We start from the raw sequence: 21,753 nt of genomic DNA, 5'->3' as shown, positions 1-21,753 counted from the left end.
AAGAAGGCAGGGCAGTTTCATTCTCAGGGAAATCATCGTTTTGTAGGGGTAGTGTCCCCGTGCCTACCCCCTCCACGGACTAGCCGACAACTGACAATTAACAACTAACAAAAAATGAAGAATTTGGAAGAACGGGGCCATCTGCTGACTGAACAGGTGAATGCCAACAGCGAGAATTTAGACCAACTCAGTTCGATCGAATTAGTGGACTTGTTCAACCGGGAAGACGCCCAAACCTTAAGCGCGATCGCCCGTGCCCGCGAACAGTTAGCCCAAGCGATCGACATTGCAGCCGAGTCTCTACGTCAAGGAGGTCGCCTGTTTTACGTCGGTGCGGGTACTTCCGGGCGTTTGGGGGTGCTCGATGCCGCCGAGTGTCCCCCCACCTTCTGCACGCCACCAGAACTCGTACAGGGCATAATTGCCGGGGGTGCGGGGGCTCTGGTGCGGAGTTCGGAGGATTTGGAGGATCGGGCTGAGGATGGGGCTGAGGCGATCGCCCACCGTCACATTACCAACTTAGACGTGGTTGTCGGGATTACGGCTGGAGGTACGACGCCGTTTGTCGCGGGCGCTTTGCAGGGGGCGCGCCAGCGGGGGGCGAAGACTGTGTTTATGGCCTGCGTACCCGTCGAACAAGTGAATTTTGAGGCTGATGTTGATATTCGGTTGTTGGTTGGCCCGGAGGTAGTGGCGGGTTCGACGCGCTTGAAAGCCGGTACAGTCACAAAAATGGCTTTAAATATCATTTCGACTGGGGTAATGGTGAAGCTGGGGAAGGTTTACGGCAATCGGATGGTTGATGTGGCAGTAACTAATAAGAAATTGCGCGATCGGGCTGTGCGGATGTTGCAGGATTTGACTGATTTAAACCGGGATGAGGCGGGTTTTTTGCTCGAAAAAAGCGGCAAGTCGGTTAAATTAGCTTTGATGATGCACTGGACTAATTTGGAGAAGGAAGAGTGCGATCGAATTTTGGGCGAGTTTCAAGGGAATTTGCGATCGGCTGTAGCATCAATTCGTCAGTAGTCATTAGTCAGTTGTTATTGGTTATTGGTTATTGGTTATTCCCCATTCCCCATTCCCCATTCCCCCTATGATTACCCTAACAAACTACAAAATCACCGCCCAAATCCATGAAAGCTTTAACTCCCTTGTTTATCGGGGAATTCAGCTTGAGGGTGAGACACCAGTTATCCTTAAGGTTCTCAAAGCTGACTATCCCACCCCAGCCCAACTCACTCGTTACAAACAAGAATATGAAATCAACCGCAGCTTAAATATTGATGGAGTCGCCAAAGTTTACAGTTTAGAAAATTATCAGAATACCCGGGTAATGAGTTTAGAAGATTTTGGCGGATCGTCACTCAGTATATTAATCAATGAACATAAATTTTCCCTGCTTCAATTTTTGAAAATGGCAGTCAATATCACCGCTATTTTAGGTGAAATCCATGCGACCAATATTATTCATAAAGACATCAACCCCTCTAATATTGTTCTTAACCCAGAAACGGGGCAAGTCAAAATCATAGATTTTGGTCTATCAACAGTTTTAACCCGCGAAAGCACCACCCTGAAAAATCCCAATGTCTTAGAAGGCACTCTTGCCTATATGTCACCAGAACAAACTGGCAGAATGAACCGCAGTTTAGATTACCGGACAGACTTTTATTCCCTCGGTGCAACCTTCTACGAACTCCTTACCCATCAACTGCCATTTGAGAGCACAGATGCACTAGAATTAGTTCACTACCACATTGCCAAACAGCCAACTCCACCCCATCAAATTAATCCAGAAATACCTAAACTTGTCTCAGAGCTCGTAATGAAATTGTTAGCCAAAACTGCGGAGCAAAGATACCAAAGTGCTTGGGGAATTAAAGCCGATTTAGAAGAATGTCTCAGGCAATTACAATCTTTTAGTAGGATATCAGAATTTCCTTTAGCTTGTCAAGATATTTTAGATAAATTTCAAATTCCCCAAAAACTCTACGGCAGAGAACGAGAAATTGAAACCTTACTAGCAGCTTTTGAGCGCGTAGCCGGAGAAAATATTGAGGTCGCGACTTCAGGAAAAGGGGCGGTGGAAATGATGCTCGTAGCGGGTTATTCCGGTATCGGCAAGTCATCTCTAGTGCAAGAAATTTATAAACCAATTACTAGACAAAAGGGTTATTTTATTTCTGGTAAATTCGATCAATACCAGCGCAATATTCCCTACTGGGCTCCGATCAAAGCCTTTCAGGAATTAGTGCGGCAACTATTAACTGAAACGGAATCTCAACTGGAACAGTGGAGAGAAAAAATCAACGCAGCTTTAGGGGAAAATGGCGGCATTATTGTCGAAGTTATTCCCGAAGTAGAATTGATTGCAGGCAAGCAACCTGAAGTAGTATCCTTGCCCCCTGCTGAAGCCCAAAATCGCTTCAATTTTGTCTTTCAAAAATTCATCCGAGTGTTTGCTCAAAAAGAGCATCCCCTAGTAATGTTCATTGATGATTTGCAGTGGGCTGATGGGGCTTCCCTAAAACTTATGCAGCTTTTAATGACAGCAGCAGAAAGCGAATATCTATTTTTTTTAGGAGCTTATCGGGATAATGAAGTTAGTCCGAGTCACCCATTAATGATAACTATTGATGAAATTAGGAAAAGCGGTACGACAGTTAATTCTATCAGGATCTCGGCATTGAAAGAAGTTCATATCAATCAATTAATTGTTGATACTCTTAAATGCGAGCGCGAGCGCAGCCTACCCCTGACTGAATTAGTGATTGCCAAAACCCAGGGAAATCCCTTTTTTGTTAATGAATTTTTGAAGTCTATGTATGCTGAAAAATTATTGACATTTAATATCCAACAAGTTAGTTCGCAATGGAACTTAGAACAAATTAAAGAGCGAGGTTTTACCGATAACGTTGTTGAATTGATGGCAGGAAAAATTACAAAATTACCGGAAGCAACCCAAGAAGTTTTGAAAGTAGCTGCTTGCATTGGCAACCAATTTGACCTCAAGATTTTAGCTAACAGCATTGAAAATTCCCTAACAGAAGTGGCCTTATCTTTGCGGAATGCCACGGTCGAAGGGCTAATTGTACCTCTGAGCGATACCTACAAGTCAGTAGAATTAGAGGTGACACCTTTAGATTTAAACGCAGAGTTAATTGTGGAATACAAATTTATTCACGACCGAGTTCAACAAGCAGCTTATTCCTTAATTCCCGATCGGCAAAAATCCCTCGTTCACCAACAAGTAGGACGAAGTTTATTACAAAATACCCCTTTTTCTCAAAGAGAAGAAAAAATTTTTGATATCGTCAATCAACTCAACTTCGATCCTCAATTAATTGATAACCAATCAGAAAAAAATGAACTAGCCGAGTTAAATGCGATCGCAGGTCAAAAAGCCTTAGCATCAGCCGCCTACGAATCAGCTTTCAAATATTTAACCTTTGGCATTGAACTGTTAGCCGAAGCAAGTTGGCAAACCGACTATAATCTGACAGTAAAATTGTATGCAGAAGCGGCAAAAGCTGCACAGCTAGTTGGCGAATTTGACCGCATGGAAAACTTAGCTGCGGTGGCCTTGCAACAAGCTAAAACCCTCCTAGATAGTGCCGGAATCTATGAAACACAAATTGCGGCACTCACGACACAATCAAGACGAGTAGAATTAGTTAAACTCGGTATTGATGTCCTGAAACTTTTAGGAGTTGATTTACCAGAAGCTCCTAATTTATCCGACATTCAGCAAGCAATGGCGACTACAAATGCTGCCTTAAGCGGACGAAAAATAGAAGATTTAATTGACCTACCTTTGATGGTAGAACCTGCTCCGCAAGCAGCCATGCGGATATTATCATCTCTCTTCGCCCCTTCTTATCAAGTTGCTCCGGCGCTGCTGCCCTTAATAGCCTGCGAAATGGTAAATTTATCTATTAAGTATGGCAACACAACTAACTCTCCTTTTGGCTACGCTGGCTTAGGCGTAATCTTAAACGGTGGGTTCCAAGATATGGAGAGTTCCTATCAATATGGTCAACTGGCTATGCGTGTATTACAGCAGTTAAATTTTGTGGAAGTTAAAGCTAAAACATTTCATTTGGTAGCAGGATTCACCATTCACGTAAAAGCTCACATCAGGGAATGTTTTGATATTTTCTTAGCGGGATATCAAAGCGGGATTGTCATGGGAGATTTTTCTTTTGCAGGTGAAGCTGCTAATGTTAGATGTCAATACTTATATTTGAGTGGCATGGAATTAGTATCTGTAGAAAGGGAGATAGCTATCTATGACAAAGCAATGGCAGACATCAAGCAAAAAACATCTATTAAATATAATCGCATGACTTGGCAAGCGGTGCTTAACTTGCTTTCTCCCTGTGACAATCCCTGTAGGTTAGATGGTGAAGTTTGCAACGAGGAAGCATTTCTTGCTGAATGTTTAGAAATGGGCGACCGCGCTGGTACTGCTTATGTCTATATTATGCAACTTATTCTATGCTATATATTTAAAGATTACCCGCAAGCTTTAGAGAATGCGATCAAAGGTGAACCTTATTTAGATGGTTTAACGGGAATTTTTTCCGTACCAATTTTTTATTTTTACGACTCTTTAAACCGCCTATCACTTTATCCTGTCGCCGCTAATGCAGAAAAAGAGCAGTACCTCGAAAAAGTAGTTAGGAATCAAGAAAAAATGAAAGTATGGGCAGATAATGCCCCGATGAATTTTCAGCATAAATACGATCTAGTAGCAGCAGAACAAGCGCGAGTTACAGGAGATATTTCTAAAGCGATGGCAGATTATGACTGCGCTATTAAAGGAGCTAGAAAAGGATTATACACCCAGGAAGAAGCAATCTCTTACGAACGAGCCGCAGAATTTTATCTGGCTTTAGGAAGAGAAGATATTGGTGAAATTTATATGAAAAAAGCTCATTATTGCTATCAACTATGGGGCGCTAAACACAAGCTTCAACATTTAGAGAAAGCTTACCCGTACTTGCAGCCAAGAACCTCTGAATCAACAACGAGAACTACTTTATCTAGCCGCACTACCAGTGGCAGCAACAGTTCTCAGGTATTAGATTTTGCCACAGTAATGAGGGCTGCTCAAGCCATTTCTGGTGAAATTGTCCTGGAAAAGTTGCTATCAAAGCTGATTAAACTTGCCATTGAAAATGCCGGCGCGCAAAAAGGTTTTCTTTTATTGTTCGATCGCGGTGAATTAAAAATAGAAGCGGCTTTAGAAATTGCAAACAATGAAGTTAGCGTCCTGCAATCTGTGCCAATTAGCCATAGTAATTTGTTGCCAATAACTGTAGTCAACTATGTGACTAGAACTCAGTTAGATGTGGTTTTAAATGATGCTGTTAATGAGGGATTATTTACGAAAGATTCTTATGTATTAGAAAATAGCCCCAAGTCAATTTCGTGCAATGCGATCCTCAATCAAGGTAAATTAATCGGCATTCTATATTTAGAAAATAATCTAGCAACAAGTGCTTTTACTACAGACAGGTTAGAAGTTTTGAAGATCATTTCTTCCCAAGCTGCTATTTCTCTGGAAAATGCACTACTTTATCAAACTTTGGAACAAAAAGTAGAGGAACGCACGGCTCAATTAGCTGAAGCTAACTCTCACCTTGCGGAAGCCAATCAGGAAATTACTGTACTCAACGAACGACTGAAAGCAGATAATATTCGCATGAGTGCAGAACTAGACGTGACGCGCCGCCTACAGAAAATGCTGTTGCCAAGGGAACAGGAACTCAGCCAAGTTGAAGGGTTAGAAATTGCTGGTTTTATGGAACCAGCCGATGAAGTAGGAGGCGATTATTATGACGTGCTGCAACACAATGGTAGCGTCAAAATTGGCATTGGTGACGTAACGGGACACGGCTTAGAAAGTGGCGTGTTAATGATTATGGCACAAACGGCTATCCGTACTTTATTAACTAATAATGAAGCCGATCCTGTGATTTTTTTAAATATTGTGAATCGGACGCTTTTTGACAACGCAACTCGGATGAATTGTGAGAAAAATATGACGCTAGCTTTGCTGGATTATCAAGATAATATCCTGCGTTTGAGTGGACAGCATGAGGAAGTAATTATCGTGCGCGCTGATGGCGAAGTGGAGCAAATTGATACAATGGATTTGGGATTTATAATTGCGTTAGAACCGGATATAGCTGATTTTGTGAGTTCGACAGATATTGAGTTGCATTCAGGAGATGTTGTGGTTCTCTATACCGATGGGATTACAGAAGCGTTTGATATGGATCGCGAACAATACGGTTTAGAACGACTTATTGAAGTTGTCTGCGAGTGTAGGGAAGAATCGGCGGAAGCTATTAAAGAAGCTGCGATCGCAGATGTGCGGCGACATATTGGCAAGCAAAAGGTTTACGATGATATCACCATAGTCGTGATTAAACAGAAGTAGCGATCGGTAAGTTGTTTACGTTTAGGGTTAATTATAAATAAAAAATAATCTTTGGAAATTTTTGAGCCTCTGCCCTACAAACTATAAATATCCAGGAAGAAAAAGAGTAAATGTAATGTTGAAAGACGAAATACTCGACGTGGCGATCGTTGGCGGCGGTGTATCAGGAGTTTACAGCGCTTGGCGACTAATGACTAGCCAAACTCAAAAATCCGAACGACTCGAACAAATGCTCTCAAAGCGAGGAGAAGATCGGCTGAAAATTGCTGTGTTTGAAGGTAGCCACCGCATCGGTGGGCGATTGCTATCGGTAACTCCGCCGGGAATACCAAACACCCGCTGCGAATTGGGCGGGATGCGTTATATGTCATCGCAAAAACTGGTGAGATCGCTAGTTGAAAATAAACTTAAACTAGAAACCCGCCCTTTATACGTCAGCGAACCTGAAAACATCGCTTATTTGCGAGGCCAACACCTACGCCTTTCTCAACTTACCGATCCGAAATTGGTGCCCTATGCCCTCAAAAGTGCCGAACAAGGGATAGATCCCAGCAATTTTATTGGTTTTGCCCTCGAACAGCTTATGCCCGGAATTAGCAAACTACATGGGGAAGAATTGCGGCATTTTGTGAGAACTCATAAATTTGAGGGCAAACATCTCTACAATTGGGGCTTCTGGAATTTGTTGGCACGATCGCTCTCCCACGAAGCTTACACCTGAGCCTACCAAGCAGGCGGCTACGATACCACCGTCTTAAACTGGAACGCCGCCGACACCATCTTATTAAACTGCGACTTCACACCGGATGTAACTTACAAAGCGATAGTTAAAGGTTACGAACAAATACCTTTAGAAATCTGCCAACAATTCGTCCAATCAGGCGGAGAAGTTTATCTGGAACACCGACTCAAATCCTTTGCAGCAGCAGAGTTGCCCGATGGTAGCAGCGGTGTCAAAATGAGTCTCATCTCGCAAAATCAACCAGGTGAAACCATAGAAATCTTCGCTCGCGCCTTAATCTTAGCGATGCCACGACGCTCCCTGGAACTACTAGATCCGACAGGCGAGGTTTTAGATCCACGAAACCGTAAAGTTCAAACACTGATCCGCACGGTGACACCAGTGCCTATGTTTAAAATGTTTGTCTCCTACCACACACCTTGGTGGGAAAAGGTTGAAGTCACGAAAGGGCGATCTGTTACCGACCTACCAGTGCGGCAATGTTACTATTCGGGCACAGAAGGAGAACAGCTCAAAGCCGATCGACAAAACCAGAATTCAGTGCTGTTGGCAAGTTACGACGATACCCTCAATGTCACTTTTTGGGAAGGACTGCGGGACAAAAAAGAAGAACCGCCCTTTGAGACGAAAGCAGGTTACTATGGCTCAGACTACTCCGGTTCCCCCGACTGGCATCATTACAAAGCACCAGCCGCAATGGTGAGAGAGATCCAGCGCCAGCTACAAGAAATGCACGGATTAAGTGGGGTTCCAGAACCTTACAGCGCTGTCTATATGGACTGGGGCGACGATCCCTATGGCGGTGCAGTTAATTTCTGGAATATCCACGCCAAAAGTTGGGAAGTTATCCCCCAAATCGTCCACCCGCAAGAGAATGTCCCGGTGTATATTTGCGGTGAAGCTTATTCAGATGGTCAGGGGTGGGTGGAAGGAGCGCTATCTACAGCCGAAATTTTACTGCAAGACCACTTCGGCCTGCAACCGCCCGATTGGGTGACAGAGGAGGGTTGAACTATGGCTAACTATGATGGCATTGCTATCATCGGCACAGGCTATGCGGTACCGTCACAGATTCGGACTAATGATGACCCGATATTTGACTGGCTCAAACAACATCCTGTACTGGATCAGGATTTGTTTAAAGGCTACAAGGAGCGCCGTGTCTTGTCCTCAGGGGAAAGTGTGACGGATCTTATGGTAAAGGCTGCCTTGGTAGCTATAAAGGATGCAAGATTGAACATCGGCGAGATTGACGCGCTACTAGGCTATGATTCGGTTTCTGAGTATCTCACACCCAATGGACTAGCTAAAGTTCACCAACAACTGGGTTTGTCGCCCACAACTTGGATATTTCCGATTAACGATGAATACACGAATTTTAATACAGGGCTGTTGATGGCAAATGCCCTAGTACGGGCGAGGCAAGTGAGAAACGCACTGGTTGTATGTGGCTGCAACTGGACTCGCTATGTGAGCTATCATACCCCCCAAAGTATTAGTGCCTCAGATGGAGCGGGGGCGGCAGTGGTGGGTGAGCTCAGAGATCCATCGCAATTTACTTTAGTGGACGCTGAAAACTCGGTGTATACAAAAGTATATGGCTGTATGTATATGCAACCAGATGCGATCGCGCCTGATGCTTTGGATTTTCAAAACAACCTCGAACAAATTTACACCAGACCATACTTTCACATTACACCGCAGGGTCAGCAAGCGTTTGTAGAATTTATAGAAAAAGAACCGCCGATATTGACTCATCGGCTGTTAGAACGTCACGGCCTTCGGGGTGCTGACATTGCTTTAATTACCCATCAAGCTTCCACTGTACTCATGGATGCTTGGGCGAGTGCGATCGCGCCTGCTCAATATTTGCAAACCTTAGAAACTTTTGCCAACATGACACTGGCAAGCATTCCAGTAAATCTTGCCTATTTCTATCGCGAGATTAAAACGGAGTACCTAGTATTGCTGGGTTTAGGAACTGAACTCAAGACAGCCGCACTATTGCTGAAGCGCAAGTAGTAGACGGGGCGGGTTTTTGAATTTTTACTACACATAATTAAAGCAGAGGTAAGGACACTCCAAGAGCCCATAGGTGCCAACTTAACTTCAAGCCCAGTCACAGAATGCTGTTTGACCATTAAACTTAGATCCCCCCTAGCCCCCCTTAAGAAGGGGGGGACAAGAGCCTTCTCAAAGTCCCCCTTCTTAAGGGGGATTTAGGGGGATCTAAACTCGGGTATGAGCGAGATTTTTCAAGGGTTTTAGTCTTAAGTTGACACCAATGGGAGTGTCCCTACTACTAGGATCGCGAGCGATCGCAGTGTACTTCATAAACGTGGAATCTGCTGTAAATTGGGGAACTTACAACCAGATCTTCCTATCACTCAGCTTTGTGAAGGTGGATAATAATGTGGCACCTCATAGTTATTAATGTGAGCAACTATTACCTGCGGTTTTTTATTTTCTAGTGCATTTTTCATGGCTCTGGGAAATACTTCTCTCAGCTCAGTAGGACTCTAAATATCAAAAGCATCAGCACCCAAAGCTGCGGCAAACTGCGCCAAATTGGGATTACCATTTTTATAATAATCTTTCCAAAATCCCGGATTTCCAGGTTTAGGACAAAACTGGTTCATGTACTGGCTAATCATCCCCAAGTCGTTATTGTCCATGACCACCCAAATTGCGCCAACGCCGTATTGCGCGGCTGTTGAAATTTCGTTTCCGTGCATCATAAACGCACCATCGCCAACAATCGCAACGCAGGTTTTATACGGCGCTCCCATTTTACCGCCGATTACCGCAGCAGTACCAAAACCCATCGACCCCATTGCCAGCGAATTGTGCATTTGCAAAGGCGGATTGGCAACAATATAATGCACCGACCAACCAACGCAGTTAGCACAATCTATAAACAAATGTCCGTCTTCTGGCATCATCTCATTGATGCACTTCATCAACGCTTGAGGAAAAATAGGGGAAGCTTCCGAGTCTCGTTTTTCGGGGTTGCGGAACGGAGATTTTGTACTTTTAATTTCGTCGATCAACCGCCTGCGGAAATCAATTCCTTTTTCATCAGCTTTTACTTGCTGACCTAACTCGCACAAGTAGTCGATCGCGCGGCCAACTTCCGACACAATTCCCAATTCAATCGGAAAAGAACGGGCGATCGCATTTTGATTCAAGTCAACTTGAATAAAAGGCCCGTTGGGAATCAAAATCGAGTCCTATTTGGAAGTAGCCAGTTGACCCAAACTCGATCCCCAAACCATCAGTGCATCGTAGTGTGATGGTAATTTAGGATTAACCCTCTTCGGTAACTCTGGGAAAATAAAAATAAGAGCCAAATTTTTAACTGTAGATATAGCGAGCATTTGAGCGTTTATTTTCTAACAGAATAGCTGAAATCAGGATTTTTGGTAAAAGTCTTATGCTCTAAGCGTTCCTGATTATTTTTTCCCGAAAGTGACAAAAGAGGGTTAAGAAGTTGTGGGTTTAAATAATACTTAGGCCACTCGCAACCCGCCAAACCGTAATTTCGCAGCGATAACTAAATATTTTCTGGAAAAATGCTCTTTGCGTCGGGAGTTGTCCTCACCGGAATGGCAAATTTGTTAACAAACTCTACAAATTTTCGCAGGCGATCGCCATCTTGCAAAGCGCGGCGACAGCCATTTCCCAAGAAAAATAACGGCAGTTGCGCTGACAACAGCAACTTAAAAGCTTGCTCTATTTTCCCTGGGCTAAAAGCATCGGGAATGGCGCGATAATTATCAGGGCTATTGGGAATTTGGACATTGCTAACCGTACTCCCAGCAACATCGTCGGGAAGGCTAATGTGAGCGGCGCGGTTAGGAATTGAAAGCGCATCCCGTAAAGCTTGGGAAAACAGCGTTTGGAAATTGGTCGCATTAGTAATTACAGCACTGTACTGCGAGGCGCTGCGATAAATATTATCAATGTCTAGATTGGCATCAATTCCTTCTTGAAGATAACCTTTACCAAAATAAACTTCTGGCACTTCCCCAGTAATAGTCAACAGCGCCGAGTTACTATTGTGAGCGTTCACCGTTCCCGTCAAAGCATTGGTGGCACCAGGGCCAGAAGTTACCAAAACCACCCCTAAGTTTCCCGTTACCCGTGCATAACCATCAGCGATAAAAGCCGCCCCAGTTTCGTGGCGACAAATGATATACTCAAATTTATCTTGTTGCTCGCTTAGTTCGTCTAATAGGTGCGTGAGTGCGCCGCCTGGAAGACCGAATAGTTTATTTACTTGCTCAAGTTCGAGGTACTTGAGCAGAAGCTGGGCAACAGTTTTGTCTTGTACAGTTGTGTAGTATGTAGTCTGATTTTGAATCACAAGCGTGTCCTCTCCCGATGCGATATACCTAACTGCGTATAAATTATACATACAGTAAAATATATTTTACATCACTGCTTCGGCCTTGCTACATAGATTATTTCTCGAAGAAGAAATGGTTATTAAATCAGTAGCGGACTAAAAGCTGAAGACAGAGCGAATTTGTAGCTTTCAAAAAAGTAAATTTCGGTGATTTTTGGCGCGCTCGTTGACGTTTTTGAGAAAGGCGATTAGAGTCAGTATATAGATTTGTTGTTTGGCGATCGCTCATTAGTTAGGAAAGCCGTTTCAGAAGCCAACGCACCTAGTACCAGACTGCTGGATAGCCTACCAACTTTGAATTTTCAAACCGAGTCCTATGAAACTAAAGCCTAACCTTAACCTATACTCATCCTTGGGGCATCTCCCCTGGCTGTCAACAGTCAACAGTCATTAGTCCTTTGCAATATCGATTCAAAAAATTGTGAAATCTCTTCAGTGGATCTGATGTGATAAACACTTTTGGTTTTTTGAGCGCGATCGACATACTCGCGATATCTGGGAGTCAAATACTTGTGACACAACCAAAGAACGCGGTAACTATTAATTGAACCCTTCAAGATAGGACTCTTTTCCGGCCAGCCTTCTGGCGGTATAAACTTACCTGTAATCAGCCGTTTAGTCACCCACCAGAAATGCACGTATAAGGGCAGATCGACAAAAACCAGACTATCTGCCTCGTTGAGTCGAAGCCAGACGGTTTCCATACAACCAAAACCGTCTATAATCCATCGGTCAGTAGCCAAAATTTTCTCATGGATCTGCTTATATTCTTCATTGGGAACCTCAGCGCCCCCAGATTGATATTTAATCTTATCCAAAGGGTAAAGTGGCAAACCAGTGATTTCTGATAATCTCTTGCTGAGAGTTGATTTACCGCCTCCAGCGTTGCCAAACACGGCTACTTTTTTCATAGTTACCCCTCTTAGTAATGATGCAAATTGTAGCAACACTGTGGAGAATTGCTATAACAACTGAAGTAGTAGGGTGCGTCAGCTTCGACAATCTGGGCTACCCATCCAATCCCTACGAACTGACGCACCTTACAAGCTGCCTAAGTGAAATTTTACACTACCGATTCCCCGTTACCCATTCACAAAAACGCTCGATGTAAGCTGACTTTGACTTACACCCTGCACGATGCCCAAATAATTACTGCCAGACTTAATCGCCGTAGAAGCGACACTTGCACCTCCATCCAACTGCAAACTCACAGCTTCAAAAGTCAAGTTGGCAAACCCGATACCGTCCGTCAAACCAATGTTATCCCCAGCCCCAAAATCGACGATTACATCTGCACTTATTAAAGTAGCCGCCGCAGACAAACCTCCTGCCAAGATAAACGTATCATTTCCAGCACCGCCGGTCAGCATATCTTGACCGCGATCGCCCGCTAACAAATCGGATCCGTTACCGCCAATTAAGATATCATCTTCTTTGCCGCCGCGAATAGTATCGTTACCGTCAGATCCGATTAGTCGATCGTTATCGTTGTTGCCGCTGATAAAATCATTGCCAACACCGCCATCAATTGAATCCGATTCTTTGCCACCCGATAAGCTGTCATTGCCGCCTGCGCCATTAATTGTATCCGCACCTTGCATTCCATTAATGCTATCAGCACCTTCTCCCCCCGTGATATTGTCTTTGCCGGAAAGGGCAAAAATTGGCAATCCCGCAGCATTTGTCGGTATTTGACTATCGGCACTATCTGAGAGGAAATAATTGCCGTCGCTGGCTGTATTTTTGGGTGCTGTCGTCGGGCTGCCGTCCCCTATAGCATTGGGTATTGGCGAAGTAATCGATACCAATGTGTTGGGAGTAGGTGTGGGAGTAGGTGTGGGTGTCGGTGCGGGATTGACACTACCGTCAAGAGAAGTCGCAAAAACTTGCGTCCAATAGTGATTGAAATTTTCTGTGCCAGTATCGTCGGCTAAGAAATAGTAACCAATCCCAATTTCTTTGAGATTCGGGTTTAGAATGTTAGTGCGATGGCCGCTGCTGTTCATCCACGATGATACAACTTGTTCGGGTGTAGAAGATCCAGCAGCAATATTTTCTGCTGCCGCTGAGAACTTATAGCCCGTTGTAGTAATGCGACTGGTGAATGACGAACCATCTTTTCCGGTATGCGAAAAGAAGTCTTGCAGTGCCATGTTTTGGCTGTGATTTTCCGCCGCATTTAGTAACTGAGTATTTAAGGTTAGCGGTGATAAACTCAATTTGCTGCGTTCGATGTTTGTAAGTTCTAAAACTCTATAAATAAAGTTTTGATTGGTTGGAGTTGGTGCGACTTGAGAGGCAGATCGCTCTCCTGGTAAAATGTCCGAGGACTGAGAACCTGAATTTTGTAGTTGTTCAAGCATGGGGATGATCAAGAGTTTTAAGACTTGGCTTTGCTGGTAGATGGCTTACCGTCTTAACGATAGTTTCCCCGATCGCTAGCTGGCTGGACACAATTTAAGAATTGTGTTAATCCCTGCCGCTACTGTATTTATTTTAATTATAGCTTTTGTCAAAGTGGGGATGTCAAGAGGCAGACTCTGGTTTGGATTGGGAAGAGTGCGATCGACTTTGAGGAGAGTTTTCAAGGAATGTGCGATCGCCCGTGGCATCAATACAATTTTAGATTTTAGATTTTAGATTTTTCCTGATTAGTAAGGTTTACGCTACGCAACCAGCCCGCTGGCTGGCTGGCTAGAAACCCGGTTTCTACGAGTTTTGCAGATAGGAACAAGAAATATAGGAAGAAACCGGGTTTCTGAAATATGTGTGCGATCGCGAACAGACTTTTTAGTAGAATCTTCACAAAAAATTCTAAATTAATTCAAAATTCACAAGCGTGCAGGGTTGTTCGCGATCGCCAAAGCAATCTCAAGATTTCAAACTATTTTCTTGTCCGGCTTTAGCCTCCTGAGCAACTTGTTCAACCTCATCTTTGGCGAGAATTTCCAAAGCTGTCTGTGCTTCTGCACCGCCCAACCGCCCCAAAGCTTGGGCGACTCTGTAACGGATCTGCCAATCTGCATTGGAAGCGTAGGGAAGCAGCAGCGGCAGCGCCCGTTTATCTCCCAATTCACCTAATGCGCTGATGGCAATGGTTTGGATCAATTCGTTTTCAGAATTCAGGGCATTTTCTAACATCGGAAAGGCTTTCGGATCTCCCATTTCTCCCAAAGCCGCGACGATGCTCAGTTGCACCAGCCATTCAGAGGTACTGCTATAAACTTGCTGCAAATCTTCTAAAGCATCGGTTAATTTCAATGCGCCCAAAGCATCGGCTGCTGCTGCTTGCACGTCGGGTTCGGGGTCGTTGTTCAAGCTGTTTCGCAGTACCTCTAAAGCGTTCGCCAGATTCTGCGTGCCGAGGGTTGATAATTGGCTGACTGCTGCGTAGCGAACCCGGACGTTTTTGTCGCCGATCGCAATTTGAATCAGTTTATAGGCGATCGCGGGTTCTAGTTGCCGCAGTTGGTTGACTGCTCGCAGTCTTTCGCCAAAATCCTCGGAATTCAGCAATTGTTCGACAGACTCAGGGGTAATGCTCATCGGATTTGAGATTTTAGATTTTAGATTTTAGATTTGGTAATTGGTAATTGCCAAAAGCGAGCGAGATTTAAGGAGCGATTCCCTACGGGATAGCTTCGCTTCACGACTTATTTTCTGATACAGTCCTGGAACTGCAACAGTTAATTTAAGATTCGGCAGCCATCGCTCGGATAATATCTCCCCTAGTGAGGATGCCGATTACTTTGCCCGCAGTATCAAGCACTGGCAATCGGTGGATGCTGCGATCGTGCATCAGTTTGGCAGCTTCTTGCAGAGATTTGTCGGGTTCGATGGTAACTGGCTCTGTACTCATCGCTTCTCCTACTGTTTGTCCTAAAGCCTTGTGGAGTTCTCGCTCGTAACGAGATGGATTTTCCAAATAAATCACGCTGTCAAGCACCATGATATAAGCGGGGGGAGTTACGCCGGTTTCCCGCCACATCAAATCGGTTTCGGAGATGACTCCTACCAACAAGTCATTCTCATCTACGACGGGAAGACCGCTAATGCGTCGATCGGCTAAAATTTTAATCGCTTCGTTCAAGGGCATTTCGGGTCGCGCCAAAATCGGCTCGCGGCTCATTACATCGGCTACTGTTTTTGGCATGATTAGCGGTTGATTGAGTTGTTGCTCTAAATCGATCATATAGGCAAAGCGTGACACAGACTGAAGAAAGGCAGCTCTGCTGAAGGGATTCGTTAGAAGGTAGAAGGAAGGAAAAAGTTTGAATGCCAGAATTTTGCTGTTTTTGTCGATCGCACTATAAAATTCTGTCGTTTGCCGGACTCCAGCGGGCGATCGACCTGACAAGATTGTTAAGATATATTAAAGACCGGATAAATCCTTACCAATGCCAGAATCTCCAGCCCCAGAACCAGACTCCCAACCAGAAGCGCACTGTGTATTGGTTTGCCAGTATCAATCTTGCCTGAAAAATGGTTCAGCAGCAGTGCTAGCTGCTTTTGAAGCTCAACAAGTGGCCGGGGTGAAAGTTGAGGCTACTAGCTGTCAGGGACAGTGCACGACTGGCCCGACGGTGCGAGTTACCCCGGACGAAATTTGGTATTGTCGAGTTAAACCGAGTGATGTACCGTTAATTGTGGAAGAACACCTCAAAGGGGGAAAACCTGTAGAGGCGCTATTCAATCCGAGAATTCATGCGCGTTATTATTATTAATATTGACTGGATTCGGTGAAACTTCCAAGCTCTGGCGCATCTAATTTGAATAGTTATTGTTAAGGAACTGGCACTTTGAAAATCCAAGGAATTGCGCTTAGTTTGTTAGTCCTAATTCTGGGGCGACCGTCGGCGGTTGCTGCTCAAACGTCGGCGGTTGCTGGGGATATTTGTCCTGGGGAATTGGGAGCGCAAGTAGATGCGATCGCCAACCGTCCCGAATTTAGTCGATCGCGCTGGGGCATTTTGATTCAACCTCTATCTTCTACTACTACTCTTTACAGCCGCGACAGCCAAAAATATTTTATTCCGGCATCAAATGCCAAGCTGCTAACTACAGCCGCTGCTTTGCAGAAACTCGGTGCAGATTTTCGGATTAAGACATCAGTTTACAGCGGCGAAAATGGCAGTTTGTACGTTGCCGGCAGGGGAGATCCGAGCATTGCTGAGGCTCAGTTGAAATCCTTGGCGCAGCAGTTGAAGCAGCGAGGAATCAGTCAAGTTAACCAGTTGATTGGCGATGACAGCTATTTTCAAGGCAGTGCAGTTAATCCAAATTGGGAATGGGAAGACGCGCAAGCAGGCTACGGAGCGCCAATTAACAGTTTAATTTTCAATCAAAATGCGATCAACCTTCTATTGTCCCCGCAGGCTCTTGGGCAACCTCTGAAAGTTACTTTTGCCGAAGCAAAGCTGGCAAATCAGTGGCAACTTCAGAACAATTCAGTAACTGTCGCCCAAAACGAACCCGAGTTTATTGAAGTTGGCCGGGAGTTCGATCGACCTATAATTCGAGTTAGTGGACAGTTGAAAGTTGGTGGCGAACCTGAATCAGCTTATGTCGCCGTTGTCAACCCCGCTAATAATTTTTTGCAGTATTTTCAACAAGCCCTGGCGACTGAGGGAATTCCTGTTAAACAGGCTTTAGTTGCATCGGCTGCTCGCAATTTAAATCAAGAATTAGCAACCGTTAAATCGCCGCCGCTGGCTGAATTGGTGAGAGAAACTAATCGCGAAAGCAACAATCTTTATGCAGAAGTTTTATTGAGATTGCTGGGAAAAGTTACAGGCAAGATGCCTGTGCCACAAGAGAATACAGGTGAAAGCGGTTTGAAAGAGCTAAAGACAGTTTTAACTCAATTAGGAGTAAATCCAAACAGCTACATATTGGCCGACGGTTCCGGCTTGTCTCGGCACAATTTAATTACTCCAGAAGCCTTGGTGGAAACTTTGAGATTGATGGCTAATTCACCTGCTGCATCGATTTACCGCCAGTCACTGTCGATCGCTGGCGAGAGCGGCACTTTGAAAAATCGCTTTAATATTACACCAAACCGCGTAATTTTGCAAGCTAAAACAGGAACTATGAGCGGAGTTTCGGCGCTATCGGGATATATCGAAGTTCCGAATTACGAGCCGCTGGTGTTTAGCATTATCGTCAATCAATCTGACCTATCGACTGCAAAAATGCGATCGGCAACGGACGAAATTGTGCTATTATTGAATCGCTTGCGCCGCTGTTAAAACAACAGATTTAAGGTGAGAAAGTTAACCTCAGTAGTTACACCTAAGTTACACCTAAAATACAGGGCACCCAAAAACCCTACAAGTTTTAAGTTTCATTAGATTGCACCGACGGGAACCGAAAAGCAGCTACAATAAAAGTAGAAAAATTAACACCATTGGGAAGTTTTAGCCTGCTACCAGTCGGCGGGTTCTGTACTTCCCGAAAATAAGTCTAACTTTCCAACTATGAATTCTTTAGATTCCGAACAGCAACACATCTTTGTCGAAACCAATAACATCCGCCTGCACTGCGTTTCTCAAGGAGAAGGCGAGCTCGTTCTCCTCCTGCATGGGTTTCCAGAGTTTTGGTACTCTTGGCGTCATCAAATCCCTGCTTTAGCGCGTCATTTCAAGGTTGTGGTGCCGGATTTGCGGGGCTACAACGATTCCGACAAGCCGGAAAGCGGCTATGATTTAGATACGCTGAGCGCGGATATTCGCGGTTTGATTTCGAGCCTCGGTTATACAAAAGCTCACGTTGTAGGTCATGATTGGGGAGGGGCGATTGCGTGGCACTTAGCTCAAAAATTCCCTGAACAACTCAACCGCTTGGCAATTTTAAACGCTCCGCACCCGCAGCGATTCGTGCAGGAAATGGCGAGCAATTTAGATCAAATCCGCCGCAGTTGGTACGTTTTGGCATTTCAGGTTCCCGGCCTTCCCGAATTGTTGATCCGGCAAAACTTGAAAGATTTTGTTCACAATGTTTTTCAAGGACAAGCTGTTCGCAAAGGATCTTTTAGCGCTGAGGAAACTAAGATTTATCAGACTGCTTTAGAAAAGCCGGGAGTATTAGCCGCCGCTATCAATTATTATCGGCAGATGTTTCACCCGCAGAGGCTTTGGAATTTGGGGCAGAAATTAGAACCTGTGACAGTGCCTACTTTGGTACTTTGGGGAGAAGAAGATGCGTTTTTGAGCCACAAACTTGTAGAAGGTTTAGACAGATTAATTACGGCTCCGTTTAAGTTAAAATTAGTTCCTCACTGTGGTCACTGGATTCAGCAGGAAGCGCCGCAAACGGTGAATCGAGAATTGCTGAGTTTTCTGAGAAATTCTTCTCCTTCTGTGGCTTCGGCATAGAAAAAAATTAACGCTTGCACATAAGAACGGGCATCTTGCCCGTTCCACAAGAAGATTGAATTTTTGTGGAACGGGTATCTTGCCCGTTCTTAATATCTGACGCACCCTACTTATTTATTAGTCCCAGAGCAAATTTTCTTGGATCAGCAGTGCAATCATCGCAGTTCTGGAACAAACACCGAGTTTGATAAAAATCCTCCTCACGTAAGTAGCAACCGTCCAGTGACTGATATTTAAATTTTTGGCAATACATTTGTTGGGCAGGCCTTGGGCTACTAATTGCGCGATCGCTCTTTCCCGCGGACTCAGGCTAATTTCCGGTTTGTAACTTGTGCTTTGCATACTTTTGTAATGAGGTAATGAGTGAAAATCTAATCAATTAAGGGTAGAATTCCGAGTTTTTCTCGAACTTCATATAAAGGAGTTTCCCAATCAGATGCAACGTCCCAATTAATTAACCGAGTGGCTAATTTTCCGTGTTTTAAGCCTTTGATAATTTGTCCGATCACGCATTTGCCGCTGATCAGTCCAACTAACACTAAAATCGCACAAGAAGGAAGAAATACTTGATCACGAGTAAACGCTTGAAGTATAAATTCATCTTCTGTTGAAGCTGAAAGACCAGTCAGAACCCGTTAAACGTCGTGGTTTCGCTGAATCCAGTCTCCCGATGCGATCGGCTCAAAGCCTTGTTCGTCTAGAAATCGCGCCACTTCGCACCCTAATGTTCCTGCTGGCAGTTGGCGCAATTTTGCCAAGTCTATTTCAAAGTGTCGAGCGCTCTCAATTTGAGGATTAATGGTTTGAGCCATCTTTAATATAACTCCTAATTGACCGTCAGCCATAATTTATTATCCATTCAACAATGATTTAAGTTTCGAGCAAATTAATTTGTGTTGGTCAAGTTCATTTTTGCGCTGAATCAAGACTACTTTTTTTACCGACTCCGCTTAAAAATCGTACTTTCTGTCAAACCAATCGGCGATCAGGAGCTTTTACATTTCTTTACAAGTATTCTTAGATTGGAAATCTGCTACCTGTAAAAATCGCCCTAGTGTTTGTAATCGCAACTTGACCCACCGGGGAGTAGCCGTAAAATCCACAGTATTTAGCGGTGATTGGAACCCCCTTACTTACGTATATAAATTTATTCTGCTGCTAATTATTGGAACCTGCAATGAGTCAGAAGTTGAAGCTTGTAGGCATCGTGATGCAAGTGCATACAAGTGAAGAGAGTGGAAGAGAGCTGAAGCAAGGTGAAGTTATGCAGAGTTGATGCCGGGGATAGTCGGCACGCAGGGTCAGACGAGTGCGCTGTCGCTCAAATGAGTGTCACTCATTTGAGCGACTGGTCAAGTATTTTCACCAACAGCTATAAATAAAGTAGAGATTCATATCATACAAGGTGTTGCGGTGAAAAAACTTTCCATTTTGTTATCCACAGGAGTTGTGTCATTAATTTGGTGCGCTGCTGCTAGCGCTACCACTTATGTTAATCCTAACGGTAAAACTACTTTAAACTTGTCAGAAAAAGGAAACAATCGCAGCGGTTTTTACTTGACCAAAGTAGGCAATCGGGAATTTTTGGGCAATATTCAAATTACCCGTTCCGAAGGAGCAGCAGGCTCTTACTATTACAATGGGACTTTCAAAGACAGTGCGACCGGCCCTGGCCGAAAAATTGTTTGTTCTGGAGATATTGCCATTGTCAGGCGTCAAGTTGGAAGAAGCAGCCAATTGGGAGCCGAAGTTACTTGGAAGGTGAAAGCAGGAGAAAATTGTCCTTCTATTGGCCAGACATTTAAAGTAAATTTAGTTGAAGCTTTACCGCGTCCTAATGCAAGTGGCGACTATACTTCTAGCAATGCTAATACTTGGTCGAGTCCAACAAATGGTTTTGTAACTTGGCCTGCTTGGCGAGTCACCTCGCGAGATGGACAACTCAACTGTCGCAAGACCGCAAACGGAGCAATTCAACAAGTTTACCGCGCGGATAAAGATACAGTTGCTGCTGAACTCAGGGGAGCAAATGCTATTACGATGGCGAACGGTCAACCCTGGTTGCTCACAAGACAAGGCTGTTATGTGCGCGCTAATTCTCAATACATTCAGCCAGTTTCTATGCCTGAATAAGTGATCGTAAGTAGGGAGCATCTCAATGAAAGCAGCCAAGCCCAAAATTGGAGTTTTGAGGCCAGAGGCAGAAGGCAGAAGGCAGAAGGCAGAAGGAAGGAGCCAGAAGAAGTATTTTTACAAATATGAGAGGCTCCCAGTTCCGCTGTCAGAGCCACGCGGCTGACCAAAAGACATGAATCCAGTTTAGAAGGAGTATTTTGAAAACAATTCTGTTGGGATAAGCTGTTGTGGATTTAAATTGTATGTCAAAAAACAATAAAACAATGAGTGGGGTGGGCGTCCCGCCCGCCTCGAATATGCAATTTAAATAAAAAGTCCGCGTTATTTTGTGGCTTCACTGCTAAACAATCGATCACTGCATAACAATTGCCATGCAAAGGAGTACCCTCTCATCCCTGTTTATCCTGCAAAAGTTACATAGCGTGGCAAAAGTTACGCTCGCCCGTTAAATAGAAACTCGCTAGGGAGCGTGTCACTTTTGCGATGAGTATAAATACTCAGAAATACTAGGGCAGAGGTTTTGAGCTATTGTTGGGCAAAATCGGCGAAAATAATCATGTCTTAATTAGGGTTTGCTGAATAATCGATCGCAAACTAAGAACAGGAGCTCACGATATATTCAAGCAGAGTTAAATATAAGTTT

20 protein-coding genes are annotated in these 21,753 nt (G+C 44.3%); 11 read left to right on the top strand and 9 right to left on the bottom strand.

All coding sequences use genetic code 11. The features are described from left to right. The first annotated feature begins 114 nt into the window (after positions 1 to 114). From murQ to QUA07_RS24905, 5 genes are all read left to right on the top strand, one after another. Entirely contained in the window at positions 115 to 1,029 is a 915-nt protein-coding gene (murQ, locus tag QUA07_RS24925; protein ID WP_333330527.1) for an N-acetylmuramic acid 6-phosphate etherase, read from the top strand. A 67-nt stretch (positions 1,030 to 1,096) separates the two neighbouring features. Then, positions 1,097 to 6,451 (top strand): AAA family ATPase, encoded by a 5,355-nt coding sequence (locus tag QUA07_RS24920; RefSeq protein ID WP_333330524.1) that lies wholly within the window; start codon positions 1,097 to 1,099, stop codon positions 6,449 to 6,451. 115 nt (positions 6,452 to 6,566) lie between these two features. After that, positions 6,567 to 7,172 (top strand): NAD(P)-binding protein, encoded by a 606-nt coding sequence (locus QUA07_RS24915; protein ID WP_333330521.1) that lies wholly within the window; start codon positions 6,567 to 6,569, stop codon positions 7,170 to 7,172. Positions 7,173 to 7,229: 57 nt separating this feature from the next. Continuing rightward, positions 7,230 to 8,204, top strand: coding sequence for an FAD-dependent oxidoreductase (locus tag QUA07_RS24910; protein ID WP_333330566.1), 975 nt, complete (start codon positions 7,230 to 7,232; stop codon positions 8,202 to 8,204). A gap of 3 nt (positions 8,205 to 8,207) precedes the next feature. Beyond that, positions 8,208 to 9,215 (top strand): 3-oxoacyl-[acyl-carrier-protein] synthase III C-terminal domain-containing protein, encoded by a 1,008-nt coding sequence (locus QUA07_RS24905; RefSeq protein ID WP_333330518.1) that lies wholly within the window; start codon positions 8,208 to 8,210, stop codon positions 9,213 to 9,215. A 497-nt stretch (positions 9,216 to 9,712) separates the two neighbouring features. On the opposite strand, the gene QUA07_RS24900 is transcribed toward QUA07_RS24905, so the two are convergent. From QUA07_RS24900 to QUA07_RS24885, 4 genes are all read right to left on the bottom strand, one after another. Then, positions 9,713 to 10,414, bottom strand: a complete 702-nt coding sequence (locus QUA07_RS24900) for a thiamine pyrophosphate-dependent enzyme (protein ID WP_333330515.1) — start codon at positions 10,412 to 10,414, stop codon at positions 9,713 to 9,715. Between the two features lie 332 nt (positions 10,415 to 10,746). Further along, the gene (locus tag QUA07_RS24895; protein WP_333330512.1) at positions 10,747 to 11,559 is read right to left on the bottom strand and encodes a thiamine pyrophosphate-binding protein; all 813 of its coding nucleotides are present in this window, start codon (positions 11,557 to 11,559) and stop codon (positions 10,747 to 10,749) included. A gap of 422 nt (positions 11,560 to 11,981) precedes the next feature. Next, positions 11,982 to 12,512 (bottom strand): adenylate kinase, encoded by a 531-nt coding sequence (locus QUA07_RS24890; protein ID WP_333330509.1) that lies wholly within the window; start codon positions 12,510 to 12,512, stop codon positions 11,982 to 11,984. A 171-nt stretch (positions 12,513 to 12,683) separates the two neighbouring features. Next, on the bottom strand, positions 12,684 to 13,964 hold the full coding sequence (locus tag QUA07_RS24885) for a CAP domain-containing protein (protein ID WP_333330506.1): 1,281 nt from the start codon (positions 13,962 to 13,964) through the stop codon (positions 12,684 to 12,686). A 103-nt stretch (positions 13,965 to 14,067) separates the two neighbouring features. Here QUA07_RS24885 and QUA07_RS24880 point away from each other — a divergent pair, with 103 nt between their 5' ends. Further along, the gene (locus tag QUA07_RS24880) at positions 14,068 to 14,241 is read left to right on the top strand and encodes a hypothetical protein (protein ID WP_333330503.1); all 174 of its coding nucleotides are present in this window, start codon (positions 14,068 to 14,070) and stop codon (positions 14,239 to 14,241) included. A 231-nt stretch (positions 14,242 to 14,472) separates the two neighbouring features. On the opposite strand, the gene nblB is transcribed toward QUA07_RS24880, so the two are convergent. Both nblB and QUA07_RS24870 read right to left on the bottom strand, forming a co-directional pair. Continuing rightward, on the bottom strand, positions 14,473 to 15,147 hold the full coding sequence (gene nblB, locus QUA07_RS24875) for a phycobilisome degradation protein NblB (protein ID WP_333217864.1): 675 nt from the start codon (positions 15,145 to 15,147) through the stop codon (positions 14,473 to 14,475). A 145-nt stretch (positions 15,148 to 15,292) separates the two neighbouring features. Beyond that, the gene (locus QUA07_RS24870; protein WP_172191735.1) at positions 15,293 to 15,754 is read right to left on the bottom strand and encodes a CBS domain-containing protein; all 462 of its coding nucleotides are present in this window, start codon (positions 15,752 to 15,754) and stop codon (positions 15,293 to 15,295) included. Positions 15,755 to 15,998: 244 nt separating this feature from the next. Between QUA07_RS24870 and QUA07_RS24865 the strand changes: the two genes are divergently transcribed. From QUA07_RS24865 to QUA07_RS24855, 3 genes are all read left to right on the top strand, one after another. Beyond that, positions 15,999 to 16,325, top strand: coding sequence for a (2Fe-2S) ferredoxin domain-containing protein (locus QUA07_RS24865; protein WP_333330500.1), 327 nt, complete (start codon positions 15,999 to 16,001; stop codon positions 16,323 to 16,325). Between the two features lie 81 nt (positions 16,326 to 16,406). Next, entirely contained in the window at positions 16,407 to 17,849 is a 1,443-nt protein-coding gene (gene dacB / locus QUA07_RS24860; protein WP_445305912.1) for a D-alanyl-D-alanine carboxypeptidase/D-alanyl-D-alanine endopeptidase, read from the top strand. A 228-nt stretch (positions 17,850 to 18,077) separates the two neighbouring features. Beyond that, positions 18,078 to 18,974, top strand: coding sequence for an alpha/beta hydrolase (locus tag QUA07_RS24855; protein WP_333330493.1), 897 nt, complete (start codon positions 18,078 to 18,080; stop codon positions 18,972 to 18,974). A gap of 117 nt (positions 18,975 to 19,091) precedes the next feature. Here QUA07_RS24855 and QUA07_RS24850 read toward each other — a convergent pair whose 3' ends face one another. The 3 genes from QUA07_RS24850 to QUA07_RS24840 form a co-directional block, all read right to left on the bottom strand. Next, positions 19,092 to 19,316 carry a response regulator transcription factor gene (locus tag QUA07_RS24850; protein ID WP_083888111.1) on the bottom strand — a complete coding sequence of 75 codons (225 nt, stop codon included), beginning with the start codon at positions 19,314 to 19,316 and terminating at the stop codon, positions 19,092 to 19,094. Between the two features lie 29 nt (positions 19,317 to 19,345). Continuing rightward, a complete protein-coding gene (locus QUA07_RS24845) occupies positions 19,346 to 19,513 on the bottom strand; it encodes a hypothetical protein (RefSeq protein ID WP_333330490.1) in 168 nt (55 codons plus the stop codon). Between the two features lie 96 nt (positions 19,514 to 19,609). Continuing rightward, positions 19,610 to 19,819: a hypothetical protein gene (locus QUA07_RS24840; protein WP_333330487.1), complete on the bottom strand. Its 210-nt coding sequence runs from the start codon at positions 19,817 to 19,819 to the stop codon at positions 19,610 to 19,612. A 568-nt stretch (positions 19,820 to 20,387) separates the two neighbouring features. Between QUA07_RS24840 and QUA07_RS24835 the strand changes: the two genes are divergently transcribed. Next, positions 20,388 to 21,107: a hypothetical protein gene (locus tag QUA07_RS24835; protein ID WP_333081497.1), complete on the top strand. Its 720-nt coding sequence runs from the start codon at positions 20,388 to 20,390 to the stop codon at positions 21,105 to 21,107. A 25-nt stretch (positions 21,108 to 21,132) separates the two neighbouring features. Continuing rightward, complete coding sequence (locus QUA07_RS24830; RefSeq protein WP_333330484.1) at positions 21,133 to 21,273, top strand: hypothetical protein; 141 nt, start codon at positions 21,133 to 21,135, stop codon at positions 21,271 to 21,273. The last annotated feature ends 480 nt before the right edge of the window (positions 21,274 to 21,753 follow it).

The sequence above is a fragment of the Microcoleus sp. T3_A4 genome (assembly GCF_036700465.1).
GTDB lineage: Bacteria > Cyanobacteriota > Cyanobacteriia > Cyanobacteriales > Microcoleaceae > Microcoleus.
This window is presented reverse-complemented; position numbering and strand designations above follow the sequence as displayed.

Bases quoted from the DNA above. Each gene is read 5' to 3' on its own strand.
- murQ (WP_333330527.1), top strand. From the start codon at position 115: ATGAAGAATTTGGAAGAACGGGGCCATCTGCTGACTGAACAGGTGAAT.
- QUA07_RS24920 (WP_333330524.1), top strand. From the start codon at position 1,097: ATGATTACCCTAACAAACTACAAAATCACCGCCCAAATCCATGAAAGC.
- QUA07_RS24915 (WP_333330521.1), top strand. From the start codon at position 6,567: ATGTTGAAAGACGAAATACTCGACGTGGCGATCGTTGGCGGCGGTGTA.
- QUA07_RS24905 (WP_333330518.1), top strand. From the start codon at position 8,208: ATGGCTAACTATGATGGCATTGCTATCATCGGCACAGGCTATGCGGTA.
- QUA07_RS24890 (WP_333330509.1), bottom strand. From the start codon at position 12,512: ATGAAAAAAGTAGCCGTGTTTGGCAACGCTGGAGGCGGTAAATCAACT.
- QUA07_RS24885 (WP_333330506.1), bottom strand. From the start codon at position 13,964: ATGCTTGAACAACTACAAAATTCAGGTTCTCAGTCCTCGGACATTTTA.
- nblB (WP_333217864.1), bottom strand. From the start codon at position 15,147: ATGAGCATTACCCCTGAGTCTGTCGAACAATTGCTGAATTCCGAGGAT.
- QUA07_RS24870 (WP_172191735.1), bottom strand. From the start codon at position 15,754: ATGCCAAAAACAGTAGCCGATGTAATGAGCCGCGAGCCGATTTTGGCG.
- QUA07_RS24865 (WP_333330500.1), top strand. From the start codon at position 15,999: ATGCCAGAATCTCCAGCCCCAGAACCAGACTCCCAACCAGAAGCGCAC.
- QUA07_RS24855 (WP_333330493.1), top strand. From the start codon at position 18,078: ATGAATTCTTTAGATTCCGAACAGCAACACATCTTTGTCGAAACCAAT.
- QUA07_RS24850 (WP_083888111.1), bottom strand. From the start codon at position 19,316: ATGCAAAGCACAAGTTACAAACCGGAAATTAGCCTGAGTCCGCGGGAA.
- QUA07_RS24840 (WP_333330487.1), bottom strand. From the start codon at position 19,819: ATGGCTGACGGTCAATTAGGAGTTATATTAAAGATGGCTCAAACCATT.
- QUA07_RS24830 (WP_333330484.1), top strand. From the start codon at position 21,133: ATGAAAGCAGCCAAGCCCAAAATTGGAGTTTTGAGGCCAGAGGCAGAA.